This is a genomic window from Bradyrhizobium sp. B097 (assembly GCF_038957035.1).
GTDB lineage: Bacteria > Pseudomonadota > Alphaproteobacteria > Rhizobiales > Xanthobacteraceae > Bradyrhizobium.
Genome location: NZ_CP152412.1, coordinates 4,487,532 through 4,505,648, shown reverse-complemented (window position 1 = coordinate 4,505,648; position 18,117 = coordinate 4,487,532). Strand labels below are relative to the sequence as shown.

The 18,117-nt window shown below is 65.3% G+C and carries 21 protein-coding genes; 6 read left to right on the top strand and 15 right to left on the bottom strand.

All coding sequences use genetic code 11. The annotated features are described in order from the left end of the window. Window positions 1-80: 80 nt before the first annotated feature. Window positions 81-386, bottom strand: a complete 306-nt coding sequence (locus AAFG07_RS21260) for a hypothetical protein (protein ID WP_342728941.1) — start codon at window positions 384-386, stop codon at window positions 81-83. Between the two features lie 140 nt (window positions 387-526). Further along, window positions 527-739 (bottom strand): hypothetical protein, encoded by a 213-nt coding sequence (locus AAFG07_RS21255; RefSeq protein WP_342728940.1) that lies wholly within the window; start codon window positions 737-739, stop codon window positions 527-529. A gap of 149 nt (window positions 740-888) precedes the next feature. On the opposite strand from AAFG07_RS21255, the gene AAFG07_RS21250 reads away from it, so the two are divergent. Both AAFG07_RS21250 and AAFG07_RS21245 read left to right on the top strand, forming a co-directional pair. Further along, a complete protein-coding gene (locus AAFG07_RS21250; RefSeq protein ID WP_342728939.1) occupies window positions 889-1,110 on the top strand; it encodes a hypothetical protein in 222 nt (73 codons plus the stop codon). A 203-nt stretch (window positions 1,111-1,313) separates the two neighbouring features. Further along, entirely contained in the window at window positions 1,314-1,670 is a 357-nt protein-coding gene (locus tag AAFG07_RS21245) for a DUF6481 family protein (RefSeq protein WP_212314696.1), read from the top strand. 56 nt (window positions 1,671-1,726) lie between these two features. Here AAFG07_RS21245 and AAFG07_RS21240 read toward each other — a convergent pair whose 3' ends face one another. Further along, window positions 1,727-1,975: a pentapeptide MXKDX repeat protein gene (locus AAFG07_RS21240; RefSeq protein ID WP_342728938.1), complete on the bottom strand. Its 249-nt coding sequence runs from the start codon at window positions 1,973-1,975 to the stop codon at window positions 1,727-1,729. A 345-nt stretch (window positions 1,976-2,320) separates the two neighbouring features. Here AAFG07_RS21240 and dctP point away from each other — a divergent pair, with 345 nt between their 5' ends. Genes dctP through AAFG07_RS21225 form a run of 3 tightly spaced genes read left to right on the top strand, consistent with a single transcriptional unit; the run spans window position 2,321 to window position 5,249 of the window. Next, window positions 2,321-3,343 (top strand): TRAP transporter substrate-binding protein DctP, encoded by a 1,023-nt coding sequence (dctP, locus tag AAFG07_RS21235; protein ID WP_342728937.1) that lies wholly within the window; start codon window positions 2,321-2,323, stop codon window positions 3,341-3,343. After that, on the top strand, window positions 3,340-3,894 hold the full coding sequence (locus AAFG07_RS21230; protein WP_342728936.1) for a TRAP transporter small permease: 555 nt from the start codon (window positions 3,340-3,342) through the stop codon (window positions 3,892-3,894). The genes dctP and AAFG07_RS21230 overlap by 4 nt, the downstream gene beginning before the upstream one ends. Further along, complete coding sequence (locus tag AAFG07_RS21225) at window positions 3,891-5,249, top strand: TRAP transporter large permease (RefSeq protein ID WP_212314704.1); 1,359 nt, start codon at window positions 3,891-3,893, stop codon at window positions 5,247-5,249. The genes AAFG07_RS21230 and AAFG07_RS21225 overlap by 4 nt, the downstream gene beginning before the upstream one ends. A gap of 57 nt (window positions 5,250-5,306) precedes the next feature. Here the strand turns inward: AAFG07_RS21225 and AAFG07_RS21220 are convergent, their stop codons facing one another. Next, window positions 5,307-5,444, bottom strand: a complete 138-nt coding sequence (locus AAFG07_RS21220; protein WP_158231348.1) for a hypothetical protein — start codon at window positions 5,442-5,444, stop codon at window positions 5,307-5,309. 110 nt (window positions 5,445-5,554) lie between these two features. Further along, window positions 5,555-6,403, bottom strand: coding sequence for an SMP-30/gluconolactonase/LRE family protein (locus AAFG07_RS21215; RefSeq protein WP_342728935.1), 849 nt, complete (start codon window positions 6,401-6,403; stop codon window positions 5,555-5,557). 292 nt (window positions 6,404-6,695) lie between these two features. On the opposite strand from AAFG07_RS21215, the gene AAFG07_RS21210 reads away from it, so the two are divergent. After that, window positions 6,696-8,921 (top strand): lytic transglycosylase domain-containing protein, encoded by a 2,226-nt coding sequence (locus AAFG07_RS21210; protein WP_342728934.1) that lies wholly within the window; start codon window positions 6,696-6,698, stop codon window positions 8,919-8,921. 139 nt (window positions 8,922-9,060) lie between these two features. On the opposite strand, the gene AAFG07_RS21205 is transcribed toward AAFG07_RS21210, so the two are convergent. The 10 genes from AAFG07_RS21205 to AAFG07_RS21160 form a co-directional block, all read right to left on the bottom strand. Continuing rightward, complete coding sequence (locus tag AAFG07_RS21205) at window positions 9,061-10,029, bottom strand: tripartite tricarboxylate transporter substrate binding protein BugD (RefSeq protein WP_342728933.1); 969 nt, start codon at window positions 10,027-10,029, stop codon at window positions 9,061-9,063. 128 nt (window positions 10,030-10,157) lie between these two features. Then, window positions 10,158-11,399 carry a threonine synthase gene (locus AAFG07_RS21200; protein WP_342728932.1) on the bottom strand — a complete coding sequence of 414 codons (1,242 nt, stop codon included), beginning with the start codon at window positions 11,397-11,399 and terminating at the stop codon, window positions 10,158-10,160. A 159-nt stretch (window positions 11,400-11,558) separates the two neighbouring features. Then, complete coding sequence (gene lpdA, locus AAFG07_RS21195) at window positions 11,559-12,980, bottom strand: dihydrolipoyl dehydrogenase (protein WP_342728931.1); 1,422 nt, start codon at window positions 12,978-12,980, stop codon at window positions 11,559-11,561. A 12-nt stretch (window positions 12,981-12,992) separates the two neighbouring features. Further along, complete coding sequence (locus AAFG07_RS21190) at window positions 12,993-13,241, bottom strand: hypothetical protein (protein WP_342728930.1); 249 nt, start codon at window positions 13,239-13,241, stop codon at window positions 12,993-12,995. Continuing rightward, a complete protein-coding gene (locus tag AAFG07_RS21185; protein ID WP_171947596.1) occupies window positions 13,242-13,418 on the bottom strand; it encodes a hypothetical protein in 177 nt (58 codons plus the stop codon). Between the two features lie 12 nt (window positions 13,419-13,430). Further along, the gene (locus tag AAFG07_RS21180) at window positions 13,431-14,798 is read right to left on the bottom strand and encodes a pyruvate dehydrogenase complex dihydrolipoamide acetyltransferase (protein ID WP_342728929.1); all 1,368 of its coding nucleotides are present in this window, start codon (window positions 14,796-14,798) and stop codon (window positions 13,431-13,433) included. Between the two features lie 2 nt (window positions 14,799-14,800). Continuing rightward, window positions 14,801-15,106, bottom strand: a complete 306-nt coding sequence (locus AAFG07_RS21175; protein WP_021079261.1) for a DUF5076 domain-containing protein — start codon at window positions 15,104-15,106, stop codon at window positions 14,801-14,803. 5 nt (window positions 15,107-15,111) lie between these two features. Beyond that, complete coding sequence (locus AAFG07_RS21170) at window positions 15,112-16,518, bottom strand: pyruvate dehydrogenase complex E1 component subunit beta (RefSeq protein WP_342728928.1); 1,407 nt, start codon at window positions 16,516-16,518, stop codon at window positions 15,112-15,114. Between the two features lie 45 nt (window positions 16,519-16,563). After that, window positions 16,564-17,583 carry a pyruvate dehydrogenase (acetyl-transferring) E1 component subunit alpha gene (gene pdhA / locus AAFG07_RS21165; RefSeq protein WP_342728927.1) on the bottom strand — a complete coding sequence of 340 codons (1,020 nt, stop codon included), beginning with the start codon at window positions 17,581-17,583 and terminating at the stop codon, window positions 16,564-16,566. A gap of 206 nt (window positions 17,584-17,789) precedes the next feature. Next, the gene (locus AAFG07_RS21160; RefSeq protein WP_092114550.1) at window positions 17,790-18,107 is read right to left on the bottom strand and encodes a septum formation initiator family protein; all 318 of its coding nucleotides are present in this window, start codon (window positions 18,105-18,107) and stop codon (window positions 17,790-17,792) included. Between the last annotated feature and the right edge of the window lie 10 nt (window positions 18,108-18,117).

Here is an 18,117-nt window from a genome sequence, read left to right as displayed (position 1 = left end):
GGCCGCGGCCGCAGCCCGGCCGGCCAGAGCGCGTTTGAGCGAAGTGGCCACCGAACTCCGCTAACGACGGCGCGTCAGATCTAGGGTTCCGGCGGACAATCGTCCTTGGCCCGCACCGGGATCGCCTTGACCTCGCCCTCGGTCTTGACCTCGGGCTCAGCCTTCACCTCGCGCTCAGCTCTGGCCTCTTGTTCATCCTCGCCCGCCCGCGTGCAGGTGGTCAGCACAAAAGCCACCCGGCTGCATTGCCAGGCCGGCCCGAGCGCTGCGCTCGACACCGGTTCTGGCGACGCCAGCGTCAGGGATAGATACGCTACCAAAACGGCACCCACCGCGGCTGCGGCAGCCAGTGCCGCGCCCGTTCCGGACCACAGCTTGGACATCATGGCCTTGGTTCCCGCCGATCTCTGGGAGTCGAGGCAGCCCGCCTGTCCGCGTGTGACCGGAATCACAACCGGGACCAAACAGTTCAGCCCGAATCTTTGGGCTTGATGTGGGAGCGATATTGCACTGCCGCAAGGCAGGATCAGCGCGCCGGCTCGATCACATTACAGTTGGTCCGGCCCGACATCAGGCAGTCCTGCATCTTGCTCGCCGCCGTCAGGTCATGCGCAAGCCAGAGACCGACCGCGAGCATGACCACCGCGACCAGCAGTCCGATCAGCGCCCCGCGGCGGTTACCTCCGTCTTCGGATTCGCTCATGGCCGCTTCGGTTCCCTTTTGCCATCGCCGCATCATGACCGTTTGCACGGTTGCGTGCGATCAATTCTGCAACAGTCGCACAATGAAATGCGCGCCGGCAGCGATCGGCCCTGCAATTCAATTGCGGGCTGGCGCGACTCGGGAAAAACTGCCCGCTGAGTTGAGCGCGTGTGCGGGGCGTGCCGGTGAGCGAACAAGAAGCGAGTTACGATTATCAGCGTTACAGGCAGCTGCTCTCGGAAGCTGTCGACGAATCCAGCAGACTGCGGCTGATCAGCCTCCTGATCACCGAAAAGGCGCGCGACAGGCTGGAAGCGCAGCGCGCCTCGGACCGGAGCGCGATGACCGCCGAGACAGTCGCCAAGGTGCTCGGCAACGGCCGGCGCGAGCAGTTTCAACGCGGATAGGCCTGTCGGCGGGTTCGGTGACCAACCACTCACCACGCCGGCCGAAAGCCGGGTGCAAACACCGCCGTCGGCCATTTGCGGTCCGCTCATATCTCCTTTGCTCCACAGCCCCTCGTTCACCGCTGGCCTTTTCGCCGCCATTCACTTATTGAACGCCGACCGAACCCCATCCATCAACGAACAGAAAGCAGCAGGCTTCCTCTATGAGTGGCTTCAAGGAACCGGGTTTTGCCGACCGCCAGAAAGCGGCCCTGCAGGCGCGGCAAAACCTCCTCAACAAGTTTCGCACCCAGCCGGGCGCTGACGATCCGACCGTGAAGGCACGGGCCGAGGAGCGCGCGGCTATCGCCGAACGCCGCGCCAAGGCCAGGGAAGCCCGTGAAATCGAGAAGGCCGAACGGAAGCGTCGCGAGGAAGAGGCCGCCGCAGCCGAGGCCATCCGCATTGCGCGGGAGAAGGAAGAGGAAACCGCACGACTGGCTGCGCTCGAGGCCGAGCAGAAGGCCAAGCGTGACGCCCGCTACGCGGCGCGCAAGGAGCGCGGCAAGAAGAAGCGCTGAGGCGTAACCAGGCCCGCCACGACGGCGGGCCCGTGAACGATGAGCGGTGGCGGCGGTCAGTTCTTCTTCATGCCGTCGTCTTTCTTCATCATCGCGCCGCCGTCCTTCTTCATGGCGTCGTCCTTCTTCATCATGCCATCGTCCTTCTTCATGGCATCCTTGGACATCGCATCCTTGGACATCGTGCCTTCCTTCTTCATCGCGTCGTCCTTGCCCATCTTGTCCTGAGCGAAGGCGGCGGGGGCGAGCGCAAGGCTGAACGAGAGCAACGCGGCGGAAAGGCCGAGGCGGGTCTTGGTGGTCATGATGAGTGATCCCTTGTGTGGTCAAATGTGAGCGCGACGACTTGCCGCTCTCTCCTCGACGCACTTGCGCGGCCGGTTGTTACCTTCAATAACAAATTCTTGAAGCGTGCCGGCGTACGCTCGACGGTTCGTCGTGCGAGGGTCGACTGGCAACGCTGCGTCGGCACGCTGTGTGCGCCGCAGCAACGGCAAGACTTGCGGCCTGACGACTTGCGGCCTGATATCGGCCCGCACTATCAGGGCGCCTCGAACTATCAGATGAGAGAAGTTTCGCGCGAAGACCGGCTAAGCTAAAGCTCCGCGCCAGCCTAACAGCCGCTCAAGAAGCTCTTCAGGGGAAGAACCATGCTCACACGTCGCCACGTCCTCGCTTCCGCCCTCGCCGCCCCCGCCGCCCTGCGGATGGGTGTCGGGACTGCGCATGCCGCGACCACGCTGAAGATCTCGCATCAGTTCCCCGGCGGCACCATCGACAAGGGCGATTTCCGCGACAGGCTGTGCCGGATGTTCGCGGCCGAGGTCGCCAAGCGCTCGGGCGGCGACCTCGCTGCCGAGGTCTATCCGAACTCCTCGCTGATCAAGACCAACGCGCAGTTCTCGGCGATGCGCAAGGGCGCGCTCGATCTCAGCCTCTATCCGATGCCCTATGCCGGCGGCGAGTTGCCGGAGACCAATATCGGCCTGATGCCGGGCCTGGTCACCACCTACGACCAGGGCCTGCGCTGGAAGAAGGAGCCGGTCGGCAAGGCGCTCAGCGACTTCCTCGCCGACAAGGGCATTCTGCTGATCTCCTGGGTCTGGCAGGCCGGCGGCGTCGCCAGCCGCTCCAAGGCGATCGTGGCGCCCGAAGACGCCAAGGGCCTCAAGGTGCGAGGCGGCTCGCGCGAGATGGACATGGTGCTGCAGACCGCCGGCGCCGCCGTGCTGTCGGTGCCGTCCAACGAGATCTACGCGGCGATGCAGACCGGCGCCTGCGATGCCGGCATCACCTCCTCCACCAGCCTGATCTCGTTCCGCCTCGAGGAGGTCGCGAAGTCGCTGACCTCGGGCGCCGGCGCCTCTTACTGGTTCATGCTGGAGCCGCTGATGATGTCGAAGGCGATCTTCGACAAGCTGCCGAAGAACCAGCAGGACATCATCCTCGCCGTCGGCGCCGAGCTCGAGGCGTTCGGCCGCAAGGGGGCGCAGGACGACGATACCGAAGTCACCAAGGTCTATGAGAAGGCCGGCGCCAAGGTCAGCGCACTCGACGCCGCCATCGTCGGCAAGTGGCGCGACATCGCGCGCGACACCGCCTGGAAGGACTACGGTGCCAAGACGGTGACATCAGCCAACCTGCTGAAGCTCGCAAGCGACGTCGCCGCATGATGCATGGTCCGGCCGCGGATCAAGCCGAAACCCCAAGCATCGCCACGGGCCATACACCCGTGGCGCTGCTCGGGCGGGCGCTGTCCGTCTGCAACAACGTCATCGTGGTGTTCGCCGCGCTCGCCTTGATCGCGGCCTGCATGATCCTGAGCTACAGCGTGCTCGGCCGCGCCCTGTTCCACAGCCCGAACTACTGGCAGGACGAGGCCGCCGTGTTCCTTCTGGTCGGCGCCACCTTCATGTCCGCGGCCTATGTGCAGAGCCAGCGCGGTCATGTCAGCATCGAGGCGTTCGTCGGCCTGCTCTCGGCGCGCGCCAACAGCATCAGACTGTGGCTGGTCGACGTCGCGAGTTTCGCGTTCTGCACCTTCTTCGCCTGGAAGTCCTGGACCCTGGCGCACGAGGCCTATGTCGACGGCCAGGTGTCCAACTCGATGTGGTCGCCGCCGCTCGCCATCCCCTACGGGCTGATGGCGCTGGGCATGACGTTGCTCTGCGTGCAGCTCCTTTTGCAAATCCTCATTCCGTTGACCGGTGGCGCGCGCCGATGACCGTGTTTGGTATTGGCATCTCCTACGGGCTTGCCACCCTGTTTGCGATGTTCTCCGGCATGCCGATCGCATTCGCGCTCGGTGCGGTCGCCGTCGTCTTCATGGCGATCTACATGCCGGCGGCCTCGCTCGATACGGTGACCCAGAACGTCTACGAGGAGATGGCCTCGATCACGCTGCTGTCGATCCCGCTGTTCATCCTGAAAGGCGCGGCGATCGGCAAATCGCGCGCCGGCCAGGATCTCTACTCGGCGCTGCATGCCTGGCTGCACCGTGTGCCCGGCGGCCTCGGCGTCGCCAACGTGTTCGCCTGCGCTCTGTTTGCGGCGATGGCCGGTTCCTCGCCCGCGACCTGCTCGGCGATCGGTTCGGCCGGCATCCCCGAGATGCGCAAGCGCGGCTATTCCGGCGGCTTTGCCGCGGGGATCATCGCCGCCGGCGGCACGCTCGGCATCCTGCTGCCGCCCTCGATCACGATGATCCTGTTCGCCGTCGCCGCCGAGAAGTCGCTCGGACGGCTGTTTCTCGCCGGCATCGGCCCCGGACTGCTGCTGGTGTCGTTGTTCGGCGTCTACGCCGTGTTCCGCTTCCGCAAGGAATACGCCATGGCCCGCGCCGTCTATGACGCGACCGGCAAGGATGCCGCGATCCTGCAGCGCGACGAATTCACCATGGCCGAGCGCTTCAGCGCGCTGCCGCGCGTGATCCCGTTCGTGCTGCTGCTCACCGGCGTGATGATCGCGCTCTATGGCGGCTACGCCACGCCGTCGGAAACGGCCGGCCTCGGCGGCCTCCTGGCGCTCGGGCTGATCGCCGTGATCTACAGTGTGTGGAAACCCAGCGACCTGTCGCCGATCCTGAAATCCACCATTCGTGAATCGACCATGCTGATGCTGATCATCGGCATGTCGCTGCTCTATTCCTATGTGATGAGCTATTTGCACATCTCGCAGTCGGCGGCGGAGGCGATCGTCGCCATGCACCTGCCGCGCTGGGAGCTCTTGTTTGCGATCCTCGTGATGGTGATCGTGCTCGGCTTCTTCCTGCCCCCGGTCTCGATCATCCTGATGACCGCGCCGATCATCCTGCCGCCGCTCCGCGCCGCCGAGTTCGACATCATCTGGTTCGGCGTCGTCATGACCATCGTGATGGAGATGGGCCTGATCCACCCGCCGGTCGGCCTCAACATCTTCGTCATCCGCAACGTCGCGCCCGACATCCCGCTGAGCGAGGTGATCTGGGGCACGCTGCCCTTCGTGCTGCTGATGATGTTCGCCGTGCTGATGCTGTGCTTCTTCCCGGAGATATCGACCTGGCTGCCGAACCTGGTGATGGGGCCGGACGGCGGGCGCTAAGCGCGTTCAGACGAAGCAGATACCGGTTCGCCTGAAGCAAACGCCCAAGCCGGAGCTTCAGGCCGCCTCCTGCTCGCGCGCCGCAAGAGCCTGCTCGATCCGGCGGACCAGCAACGCCGTCGGACGTCCCTCGCGCTGCAGCCGGCGGAGCTCATTCCATAGCCTGATGATTTCGCGGTCTCGCTCGGCGTCCATGGCGGCATTCTCCGGGATGCCCAATATGAACGAAACAAGAACGCAACTCAAGTCCGCAAGATGCCTTCGCTGGCACTGGAACCAGGACGACGCCCGTGCGACTGGCTCCGTCAGGGATAGCCGTCGCCCGGTGTATCGACCTCGACCACGTCGATCCGCGACACCGATTTGCCCTTCCGGAGCTCCTCGTAGGACGTCTCCGCGCTCAGGCAGAACAGCGACCTGCGGTCCGCGCCGCCGAGCGCACAGGCGAGAGCGCGGCGGCCGGGCACCGCGATGCGCGCACGCTCCACACCATCGCGATCGATCCGGACGAATGCGTCTTCGGTAAACGACGCGACCCAGACTGCGCCGTCGCCATCGAGGCAGATGCCGTCAGGATCATTGACGCGACCGAACCGCCCGCGAAGGCTGAGGCCGCTGTCCGGCGCGATGTCGTAATCGGCGAGACTACCACCATCCATCTCCGCGACGACGAGCCGGCGATAGTCGGAGGAGACGGCAATGCCGTTGGGAAAGCGCAAGCCGTCGGCGACGACGCGGGCGCTGCCGTCGGGCATCACCAGGATGACGCGGCCGACGGCGCCGCGGCCCTCCGGCGGCGGCAGATTGAAGCCGAGATCGCCGACGTAAGCACGACCCTTCCCGTCGACGATCATGTCGTCGATCGTACCGGTCGCGATCCCGGAGAGATCGGCATACAGCGACAGCGCGCCGCCGGAAAACCGCAGCAGCCGCTTCCTGAACATCGTCAGCACGACGATGTCGCCATCAGGCCGCACGCCAAGACCGCACGGCGTGTCGTCGGTCACCGCCGCATGCTCCTGGCGTTCGCCTGACGGGCTGATGCTCAGCAGCGTCCGCGCCATGCAGTCGACGAACCAGAGCCGCCCGCGATGCCAGCGCGGGCCCTCGAAATAGCGGCCGCCATCCAGGATGGTTCTGAGCCGAGCCGTCATGACGCACCGGCTTGAAAGAACAGATCTGACATGAGAAAGCGCCCCGCCGCACGTTTGGCGAGAATATATCCCCGCTGGGACCGGTCAAACTGGCGCCTCGGCCCCTTAAAAAGTCCCGCAAAACCCCGGTTCCCGCGGGGTTCCACACGTTGTACGCCTTATTTTGTCGCGTTTTCCCTGTTGAGTTGCGGCAGCGTTAATACTCGAGAATCGAGGGTGGTAGTAATCTGCGGCGGATGTGCCGCGTACGACGCGTTCCGTTTGTGCCTGATCGTTTCAGGGGGGCCAGGGAATGAACCGTTGCCTACGTCCGCTGGCGTGCCTCGCCACGGTGGCCGTGCTCGCGCTGCTTCCGCTTGAGGCAGGCGCCAAACCGCATCATCAGCACCAGGCCAAGAGCGGCCACGGGGACAAGAAGGCGCACGGCGCCAAGGCGACGCGCGAGAGCGCCGCCGGCAAGCGCCGCCATGCCAGGCATGGCGCCGACAAGCGTAAATCAGCGAAGGCCAAATCCGCTTCGTCCAAATCGGCTGAGACCACCAAGGCGCTCGAGCCGGAGAAGCCCGCCGGACCGCAATTGTCGGGCGATCTCGCCGCGGTCAGGGACGCGATCGTCGCGGCACGCCGGGGCAAGACCAGCGACGCATCCGATATCCAGGCAAAGATCACCGATCCCGTCGGGCGGAAGCTCGTCGAGTGGTATCTGCTGCGCCACTCGGAGTCGAATGCGCTGTTCAGCCGCTATGCGGCATTCGTCACGGCCAACCCGGACTGGCCAAGCGTCACGCTGTTGCGCAAGCGGGCTGAAGCGAGGATGTGGCAGGAGCGCAGCGATCCGGCAACGGTACACGACTTCACGCTCGATCAACCGATCAGCGCCAAGGGCAAGTTCGCGCTCGCACGCACGCTGCTCGCCGAAGGCGACCGCGACGGCGCCGCGCGGCTGGTGCGCGACGCCTGGCGCTCGGAAGAATTATTGGACCGTACCGAGAGCGACGCCTACGACGCATTCAAGGACCTGCTGACGCGCGATGATCATCGCGCGCGCATGGACAAGCGGATCGGCGCCAAGGATCTCGTCGGCGCGCGGCGCGCGGCGCAGCACCTCGGCAGCGACGAGCTGGCCATCGTGAAGGCTTGCGGCGCGGTCCGCGGGCAATCCAGCAAGGCCGAGGATACGCTCAACGATGTGCCGGCGGACGCCCGCAGCGACCTCGGCTACACGCTGTGCCGCATCCAGTGGCTGCTCGCGAAGAACAGGATCGACGACGCGGCGCGCGTGACGATTGCGGCGGCGCCCGAGACGATGGCGCAGCAGGACACCGACCAGTGGTGGCGCGAGCGCCGCATCCTCTCCCGCAAGCTGCTCGACCAAGGCGAGTACCAGGCGGCCTATGACGTCATCCGCGGCGCGGCGCCGCCGGACAATCCGTATTACCGTTCCGACATGCACTTCATGCGCGGCTGGATCGCGCTGCGCTATCTCGACGATGCCAGGACCGCAGCCGCGCATTTCGCACGGATCGACGAAGGCCAGACCAATCCGACCGTGCTGGCGCGCGCCGCCTATTGGCGCGGTCGCGCCGCCGAAGCGCTCGGCAACAGCGTGGCGATGCGGGCCGACTACCAGGCCGCGGCGCGCTACCCGACCGCCTATTACGGTCAGCTCGCGCTGGCCAGGCTCGGCCGTGACGGCATCGAGCTGCGCGCGCCCTCGCCGGCGGCGAGCGCGGCCAGCATGGCGGCTGACGAGCGCGTGCGTGCCGCGGACATGCTCTATGCGATCGGCGAGCCCGATATCGTGCTCTATTTCGCCGCCGACCTCGCCGAGGAGAGCGCCGATGTCGGGATGCTCGAGGCGCTCGGCGAGCTCACCGGCCGCCGCAACGATGCCCGCACCATGCTGCAGATCGGCAAGATCGCGCTGGCGCGGGGCTTTGCCTTCGACCATTACGCGTTCCCGGTCATCGGCATTCCCAAGCACACCCCGATCGCCCCGGATATCGGGCGCAGCATGACCTACTCGATCGCGCGCACCGAAAGCGCGTTCGACCAGCGCGACAAGTCGGCGGCCAACGCCGTCGGCCTGATGCAGGTGACGCCCGAAGCCGGCCGCGACACCGCCAAGCGTTTCGGCGTCAGCTACGACTGGAGCCGGATGGTTTCCGATCCGGTCTACAACACCCAGATGGGCGCGGCCGAATTGAGTGCGCTGCTGGCGGAATATCGCGGCTGCCACATCATGACCTTTGCCGGTTACAACGCCGGCCGCGGCCGCGTTCGCGACTGGATCAAGGCCTATGGCGACCCGCGCGATCCCAAGGTCGATCCGGTCGACTGGGTGGAGCGAATTCCGATCTCGGAGACGCGCAACTACGTGCAGCGCGTGATGGAGAATTTCGCGGTCTATCAGGCGCGGTTCGAGGACGCAGGCACGGCGCTGGCGGCAAAGAGCGGCGAGCGCGTCGTGACGCAGGAGAGCAACGCGGCGCCCGGTGAGGCAATTGCGCCGCAATAATGCAGCGTCGTCCCGGCGAAGGCCGGGACCCATAACCACCGTTGTAAGCTGTTCGCAGATCGTTGAGCCGATTGCCCCTTACGTCGGCCGCGGCGTATAGGTCCCGGCTTTCGCCGGGACGACGCGGAGAGAGCGCGTCTCACTCCACCTTCACGTTTGCGGCCTTGATCATCGGCCACCATTTTGCAATCTCCGCCTTCTGCCAGGCGCCGAGTGCGTCCGGCTTGAGCTGGTCCTTTGGCGGCATCTGCAAGCCGAGATTTTCAAGCTGCTTCTTCACCGCAGGATCGTTCATCGCCTGGATCGCCGCGACGTTGAGCTTGTCCACGATCTCCTTAGGCGTGCCCTTCGGCACCCAGAGGCCGGACCACAGCGTCATGTGGAAGCCCGGCAGGCCGGCCTCGTCGACCGTCGGGACCTCCGACGCGTTCGCGACCCGCTTGGAATCGGTGACCGCATAGGCGCGGATGTTGCCGGCGCGGACCTGGTTGATCGAGTTCGACGTCTGGTCGACGATGATATCGATCTGGCCGGCGACGAGGTCGTTCAGCGCCGGCCCGGTGCCGCGATACGGCACGTATTGCAGCTTGATGCCGGAGACGTTCTCGAAATAGAGCCCGGCGATGTGGCTGCCGCTGCCGGCGCCGGCGGTGCCCGCGGTCGGCGGCGCCGGCCGCGACTTCAGCCAATCCAACAGTTCCTTCAGCGACTTCGCCGGCACGGCGTTCTTGCTGACGATGATCATCGGATTGCTCGGCAGCAGCACCACCGGCTCGAGGTCATCGACGAGGTCATAGCCGAGCTTGTAGATCGCGCCATTCGCAACATGGGTGCCGAGATGGCCGAACGAGACGGTGTAGCCGTCCGGCGCCGCGCGCACCGCACGGCCGACGCCGAGCGAGCCGCCCGCTCCGGTCACGTTCTCGATCAGAACCACCTCGCCCAGCGACTGCTTCATGCGCTCGGCGAGGATGCGCGCCATCGCATCCGACGGACCGCCGGCGGCGAACGGCACGACGATGGTGATCGGGTGCGCGGGCCAGGTTTCCGCACGCGCAAAACCTGTAAGTGCTAGCATCGCCAACACAGTCACAATTGCTCTACGCATCATTCCCACCTCTCCAAAGATTTTTGGCCGTCATTGCGAGGAGCGAAGCGACGAAGCAATCCATGCTTCAGCGCAAGCGGTGCAATGGATTGCTTCGCTACGCTCGCAATGACGACGCAGTAGCAGCGTCAGAACTGCGAGAAGTCGATCGGCTTGTGCCTGTCGAGCGTGCGGGTCACCGGCGGCAGCGGGTATTTCAGGCCGCTGGCGCAATTGAACAGCATCACGCGGTCGGCCTTGGTGACGCTGCCGTCGGCAAGACTCTGCTTGTAGGCGGCATAGGTCGCGGCCCCCTCGGGGCACAGCAACAGTCCCTCCTCGCGCGCGACCTCGTCGAGGGCGGTGGTGATCTTGTCGTCGTCGACCGCGATGGCAAATCCCTTGCTCTCGCGCACCGCGCGCAGGATCAGAAAGTCGCCGATCGCCTGCGGCACGCGGATGCCCGAGGCGATCGTGTGAGCGTCCTCCCAGCGCGCCGCATGCTCGGAGCCGGCCTCATAGGCGCGCACCATCGGCGCGCAGCCGGAGGCCTGCACCGCGACCATCCGCGGGCGTTTCGAACCGATGAAACCGATCTTCTCGAGCTCGTCGAACGCCTTCCACATGCCGATCAGGCCGGTGCCGCCACCGGTCGGATAGAAGATCACGTCGGGCACGTCCCAGCCGAGCTGCTCGGCGAGCTCGAGCCCCATCGTCTTCTTGCCCTCGATCCGGTACGGCTCCTTCAGGGTCGAGGTATCGAACCAGCCGACTTTTGCTTTTCCTTCGCCGACGATCTTGCCGCAGTCGTCGATGTAGCCGTTGACGCGATAGACGGTCGCGCCTTGCAGCTCGATCTCGCTGACATTCACCTCCGGCGTATCCGCGGGGCAGAAGATCGTGGTCTTGATCCCGCACGAGGTGGCGTAGGCCGCGAGCGCCGCGCCGGCGTTGCCATTGGTCGGCATCGCCATGTGCTTGATGCCGAGCGCCTTGCCCATCGACACCGCCATCACGAGGCCGCGCGCCTTGAACGAGCCGGTCGGCAGCCGTCCCTCGTCCTTGACGATGATCTCGCCGCCGCCGAGCTTGGCACCGAGCTTCGGCAGCCGGATCAGCGGCGTCGTGACTTCACCGAGACTGACGATGTCCTTGCACTTGCGCACCGGCAACAGCTCGCGGTAGCGCCACAGGTCGGCGGGGCGCTCGGCCAGCGCGTCCTTGGTCAGCGCCTTCTTCACGCCGGCAAGGTCGTAGCGCACCAGCAGCGGCTTGCCGGCCTTCGAGAGGTTGTGCACCTGGTCGGCCGCGTAGTGGTCGCCCTCCATCGCGCATTCGAGATGCGTCACAAAGGTCGGGCGTTCGATGGTGAGGTTGTCGTTGTCTTTCACGAGATGCGCTCTTTCTTGTTCTTGGGTTCACTCATATCAGACCCGTCACCCTGAGGAGCGCGAAGCGCGTCTCGAAGGGCGACGAGCCCCGCTGCTCGGTCCGGGCCGTGCATCCTTCGAGGCTCGCTGCGCGAGCGCCTCAGGATGACGGAGCAGAGACTAGATATTCAGCACGCGCCCGTAGGCGTCGAGCACGGCTTCCTTCATCATTTCCGACAAAGTCGGATGCGGGAACACGGTGTGCATCAATTCCTCCTCCGTGGTCTCCAGATTCATCGCCACCACATAGCCCTGGATCAGCTCGGTGACCTCGGCGCCGATCATGTGCGCGCCGAGCAGCTGGCCGGTCTTCTTGTCGAACACCACCTTGACGAGGCCCTGGTCCTCGCCGAGCGCGATCGCCTTGCCGTTGCCGACGAACGGGAAGCGGCCGACGCGGATCTCGCGGCCGCCTTCCTTGGCCTTGGCTTCGGTGAGGCCGACCGAGGCGACCTGCGGGTTGCAGTAGGTGCAGCCCGGGATCAGCAGCTTGTCCATCGGATGCGGATGCAGGCCCTTGATCGCCTCGATGCAGATCACGCCCTCATGCTCGGCCTTGTGCGCGAGCATCGGCGGTCCCGCGACGTCACCGATCGCGTAGATGCCGGGGACGTTGGTCTTGCCGAGACCGTCGATCACGATGCAGCCACGGTCGGTTTTGACGCCGAGCTTCTCCAGCCCGAGATTCTCGATGTTGCCGACCACGCCGACCGCCGAGATCACGCGCTCGAATTCCTTGGTCTGCGGCTGGCCCTTGCCGTCGTCGATGGTCGCGACCACGCTGTCGGCCTTCTTCTCCAGCTTTGTCACCTTGGTCGAGGACATGATCTTGATGCCCATCTTCTCGAACCGCTTGCGCGCCAGCCCCGCGATCTCGGCGTCCTCGACGGGCAAGATCTGCGGCAGCACCTCGACCACGGTGACGTCAGAGCCCATGGTGTGGAAGAACGAGGCGAACTCGATGCCGATCGCGCCGGAGCCGACCACTAGCAGCGACTTCGGCATCCGCTCCGGCACCATCGCCTCGAAATAGGTCCAGATCAGCTTCTTGTCGGGCTCGAGCCCAGGCAGCACGCGCGGCCGCGCGCCGGTCGCCACGATGATGTGCTTGGCCTGATAGACGCCCTCGCCGCTCGCGCCCTTCGGCGCCTCGACCTCCGACTTCTTCACCGTGATCTTGCCGGGCGCGTCGATCGTGGCATCGCCCCAGATCACCGTGACCTTGTTCTTCTTCATCAGGAAGCCGACGCCGTCGTTGAGACGCTTCGAGACCCCGCGCGAGCGCTGCACCACCGCCTTCGGGTCGAACGAGACGTTGTCGGCCGACAGCCCGTAATCCTTGGCGTGCTGCATGTAGTGATAGATCTCGGCGGAGCGCAGCAGCGCTTTGGTCGGGATGCAGCCCCAGTTCAGGCAGATGCCGCCGAGATAGGATTTCTCCACGATCGCAGTCTTGAAGCCGAGCTGAGCGGCCCGGATCGCGGTCACGTAGCCGCCGGGGCCGGAGCCGATGATGATGACGTCAAAGGATGTGTCGGCCATGGCGGCTCCCGTTCAACTCAATTTTGTGACGCCGCGCGCGCGGCTTCTTGCGATCAACGACCTGACCAGCCATTCGAGCCCGATCACCACGGCCATGATGGCCAGGGCCGTCAGCACGATCGGCTGGGCGATGTTCCGCGCCAGCTGTTCGCCGGCGAAGAACGCGGAGTGCAGAAAATCCAGTCCAACCGGATTGAGCACCAGTGCGGCCGACAGCAATAGCGAGATCCAGGGCCAGCGCGTGCGAGCCGTGCCGCCCATTTATCCGTACTCCTGCCATACCGCACCGAGGAACACGGTCCACGCCAGCGCCAGCACAGCGGCGCCGATCATCATGATCCTGAACTGGATCGTCGATATCAGGTCGCGGTTGACAGCGAAGAGCAACGCGACGGCGATGGCGGCGAGCAGGACGTACGGACCGTAGATCGCGTACATGGCGGATGCCCGTCACACCATCATCATCACGGGATTCTCGATCAGCTGCTTGAAGGCGCCGATCAGCTCGGCGCCGAGCGCACCGTCGATCGCGCGGTGATCGCACGACAGGGTCACGCTCATCATGTGCGCGATCTCGATCTTGCCGCCACGCACCACCGGACGTTCCTCCGAAGTGCCGACCGCAAGGATCGAGGCATGCGGCGGGTTGATCACGGCGGTGAAGTGGTTGATGCCGTACATGCCGAGGTTCGACACCGCGGTGGTGCCGCCCTGATATTCCTCAGGCTTCAGCTTGCGGGCACGGGCGCGCGCGGCGAAATCCTTCATCTCGTTGGAGATGGTCGAGAGCGTCTTGGTCTCGGCCTTGCGGATGATCGGCGTGATCAGGCCGCCCGGCATCGCCACCGCGACGCCGACGTCGGAATGCTTGTGCTTGAGCATGCCGCCCTCGGTCCAGCTGACGTTGCAGTTCGGGATCTTCTGCAGCGCGACCGCCATCGCCTTGATGACGAAGTCGTTGACCGAGATCTTGTAGAGCGGCTTCTTCTCCTTGTCCTTCTGCGCAGCGGCGTTGATCTCCTCGCGCGCGGCGAGCAGCTTGCCGATGTCGCAGTCGATGGTGAGGTAGAAGTGCGGGACGTTCTGCACCGAAGCGGTGAGACGCTGCGCGATGGTGCGGCGCATGCCGTCATGCGGCACGACCTCGTAGGAGCCCGGCTCGAACAGCGCCAGGATCTGCTTGTCGGACATCGACGGTGCGATGCTGGGACCTGTGACGGCCGGCGCAGCCGCCGGCGCCTTCAGGCCCTTGCCGGACTTGGCGTCGTCGACGTCGCGCGCGATGACGCGGCCGTGCGGACCGGTGCCGGTGATGCGGCCGAGATCGATGCCGGCTTCCTTCGCAAGCCGGCGCGCGAGCGGCGAGGAGAACACGCGAGCGTGGCCATTGGCCTGCGCGGCCGGTGCAGCAGCCTGCGGCGCGGCTGCGGGCGCTGCGGCCGGCTGCGGCGCGGGCGCAGCCGCCGGTGCGGGAGCCGAGGCAGGCGCGGCCTGGGCGGCAGGCTTCGGAGCCTCGGCGGGCTTGGCGGCTGGTGCAGCGCCCGCTCCGGCGCTGGCCGCCGCCTTCACATCCTCGCCGTCACCTGCCATTACGGCGATGACGTCGTTGACCGGCACGTCCTGGGTGCCCTCGGGCACCAGGATCTTGGCGATTGTGCCTTCGTCGACCGCCTCGACTTCCATCGTCGCCTTGTCGGTCTCGATCTCCGCGATCACGTCGCCGGACTTGACCTTGTCGCCCTCTTTCTTGAGCCACTTGGCGAGGTTGCCCTTTTCCATCGTCGGCGACAGCGCGGGCATGAGAATATTGATCGGCATTGTCAGTGACCTTGTTGCGACCGCGGTTTGGTTTGGCCCATGTCGGTCGGCCGGGCGATTTCGGCTTCGAACATCTCGACGATGCGCGCGAGCGCCTCGTCTTCGGTGTATTCGCTCTCGCGCGAATAGGCGCGTGCAGCGTGGCGGGCGATGTCCACGAGCATCAGCCCCCACATGTCCGGCTCCTCGAAGGCGCGCTGGAACGCGATCGACAGGCCGCCGTCGACGACGAAGGCGCGCAGCACCTCGACGGCGTCGTCGCGGCCCATCACGTCGGGCGGCAGCGGCTGCTCCTTCGGACCGGCCATCGTCGTTACCGGTACGACACGGCCTTGGCGGCTGCGACCACCTCGGCGACGGAGGGCAGAGCGAGCTTTTCGAGGTTCGCGGCATAGGGCATCGGCACATCCTTGCCCGAGACGCGCGCGACCGGCGCATCGAGATAGTCGAAGGCGTGCTCCATGATGCGCGAAGCGACCTCGGAGCCGACGCCGCTCTGCTGCCAGCCCTCCTCCACCGTCACCGCACGGCCGGTCTTCTTCACCGAGTTGATGATCGTCTCGGTGTCCATCGGACGGATGGTGCGGAGATCGATCACCTCGGCCTCGATGCCTTCCTTGGCGAGTTCATCGGCGGCCTTCAGCGCATAGGACATGCCCATCGCCCAGGAGACGATGGTGACGTCCTTGCCGGCGCGCGCAATCCGCGCCTTGCCGATCGGCACCACGAAATCGGGCAGCTTCGGCACCTCGCCGGTGTGGCCGTACAGCATCTCGTTCTCGAGGAAGACCACCGGATTGGGATCGCGGATTGCGGCCTTGAGCAAGCCCTTGTAGTCGGCGGCCGAGTACGGCGCGATCACCTTGAGGCCCGGGATCTGCGAGTACCAGGCGGCGTAGTCCTGGCTGTGCTGGGCGGCGACGCGCGCGGCGGCGCCGTTCGGGCCGCGGAACACGATCGAGCAGCCCATCTGGCCACCGGACATATACAGCGTCTTGGCGGCGGAGTTGATGATCTGATCGATCGCCTGCATCGCGAAGTTCCAGGTCATGAACTCGACGATCGGCTTCAGCCCGGCCATCGCCGCGCCGACGCCGACGCCGGCAAAGCCGTGCTCGGTGATCGGCGTGTCGATCACGCGCCGGGCGCCGAACTCCTGCAACAGGCCCTGCGTCACCTTGTAGGCGCCCTGATACTCGGCGACCTCCTCACCCATGATGAAGACGTCGCCGTCGCGCCGCATCTCCTCGGCCATCGCATCGCGCAGCGCCTCTCGAATGGTCTGGGTGACCATCTCGGTACCCGCCGGAATTTCCGGGTCGGGCAATGCTTCGCTGACCGGCGCGGCCGGCGCCTTCGCCGCGGGCTGCGGCGCTTCCGCCTTTGTATCCCCCTTGGCTTCCGCGGCAGGCGCCTCCGCGGCCTTTGGCTGCGGCGCCGGCGCGGCAGGTGCCTTGGCGAGGTCGGCGGCGCTTTCGCCGTCGGCCAGGATGGTGGCGATCGGCGTGTTCACCGCAACGTCGGCGGTGCCTTCCGGAATCAGGATCTTGCCGAGCGTGCCCTCGTCGGTCGCCTCGACCTCCATCGTCGCCTTGTCGGTCTCGATCTCGGCGATGACGTCACCGGATTTGATGGTCTCGCCTTCCTTTTTCAGCCATTTGGCGAGGTTGCCCTTCTCCATGGTGGGCGACAGCGCAGGCATCAGCACTTGAATGGGCATATCAGCTCCCGAAATCGGTCTTGAGATTCTTCTGCGCGGGTGGGGTCAGCGGTAGATGTCGGTGTAAAGCTCGGCCGGATCCGGCTCCGGATCGTGCTGCGCGAAGTCAGCGGCTGCGTTGACGATCTCGCGCACCTCGGCATCGATCGCCTTCAAATCCTGCTCGCTCGCGCCTGCCGCCAGCAAGCGGTTGCGCACCTGCTCGATCGGGTCCTGGTCGTGGCGAACCTTCTCGACCTCCTCGCGGGTGCGGTACTTCGCCGGATCGGACATCGAGTGGCCGCGGTAACGGTAGGTCTGCATCTCGAGGATGATTGGACCATTGCCGCCGCGGCACCATGCCGTGGCCTCATCGGCGGCGGCCTTCACGGCGCGTACATCCATGCCGTCGACCTGCCTGCCGGGAATGTTGAACGAAACGCCGCGCTTGGAGAAGTCCTGCTGCGCCGAGGCGCGCGACACCGCGGTGCCCATCGCGTAGCGATTGTTCTCGATGACGTAGATCACCGGCAGCTTCCACAGCTCCGCCATGTTGAAGCTTTCGTAGACCTGGCCCTGGTTGGCCGCGCCGTCGCCGAAATAGGTCACGCTGACGTTATCGTTGCCGCGATAGCGGTTGGCGAACGCAAGGCCGGTGCCGAGCGACACCTGTGCGCCCACGATTCCGTGACCGCCGTAGAAATGCTTCTCCTTGCTGAACATGTGCATGGAGCCGCCCTTGCCGCGGGAATAGCCGCCGCGGCGTCCGGTCAGTTCCGCCATCACGCCCTTGGCTTCCATGTCGCAAGCCAGCATGTGGCCGTGGTCGCGGTAGCCGGTTATGACCTCGTCGCCGGGCTTCAACGCCATCTGCATGCCGACCACGACGGCCTCCTGGCCAATATAGAGATGGCAAAAGCCGCCGATCGCACCCATGCCGTAGAGCTGACCGGCCTTCTCCTCGAAGCGACGGATCAGAAGCATGTCCCGCAGAGCCTTCAGCTCCTGCTCCCTCGAGAATTCGGGCGGAGAGCCAGCCTTCTCCTGCCCTGATTCCTTTGCGACGGTTTTCTTGGGTGTGGCCATGGCAATTCCGGGTGAGAGAAGTCGAAGAACCCTCTCTAACCCAACTCAAATCGCCTTGGAAGGATTGCATTCGCCGGATGGAATTTTGCTATGCCGCACTGCAACGCGGCGCGACATTTTTGTGATGTTGATCGATCGATTTTGAAATTTGAAGAACGGGCGCGAGTTAATTTCGGACACACGCTGTCCAAAAATCACTGCCGGTGTCAGTTCGCCTTGTTGATCCGAACCAGATCGCGCGGATTGGCGTAGTCGAGCTGGAAGCGCGCACGCTCGTCCAGCATGTCGGGATCGACCCGATCCGACCGCAGCAGCGACACCCGCTGCTCGCCCTCGGCTCGTTCCTTCTTCAAGCGCGCCAGCTCCGAAGTCAGCGCGATGATTTCCTGGTCGAGCTCTTGCCGCGCGTTCAGGCCGTATTTGCCGGTATAGGCGTTGACGCCGAAATAGCCGACCATCAGCGCCGCCAGCGTGTAGAGGGCGAGCCCGGTCAGAATCGATTTGAGGCGTGTGCGGGAAACCATGGCCGCGAAG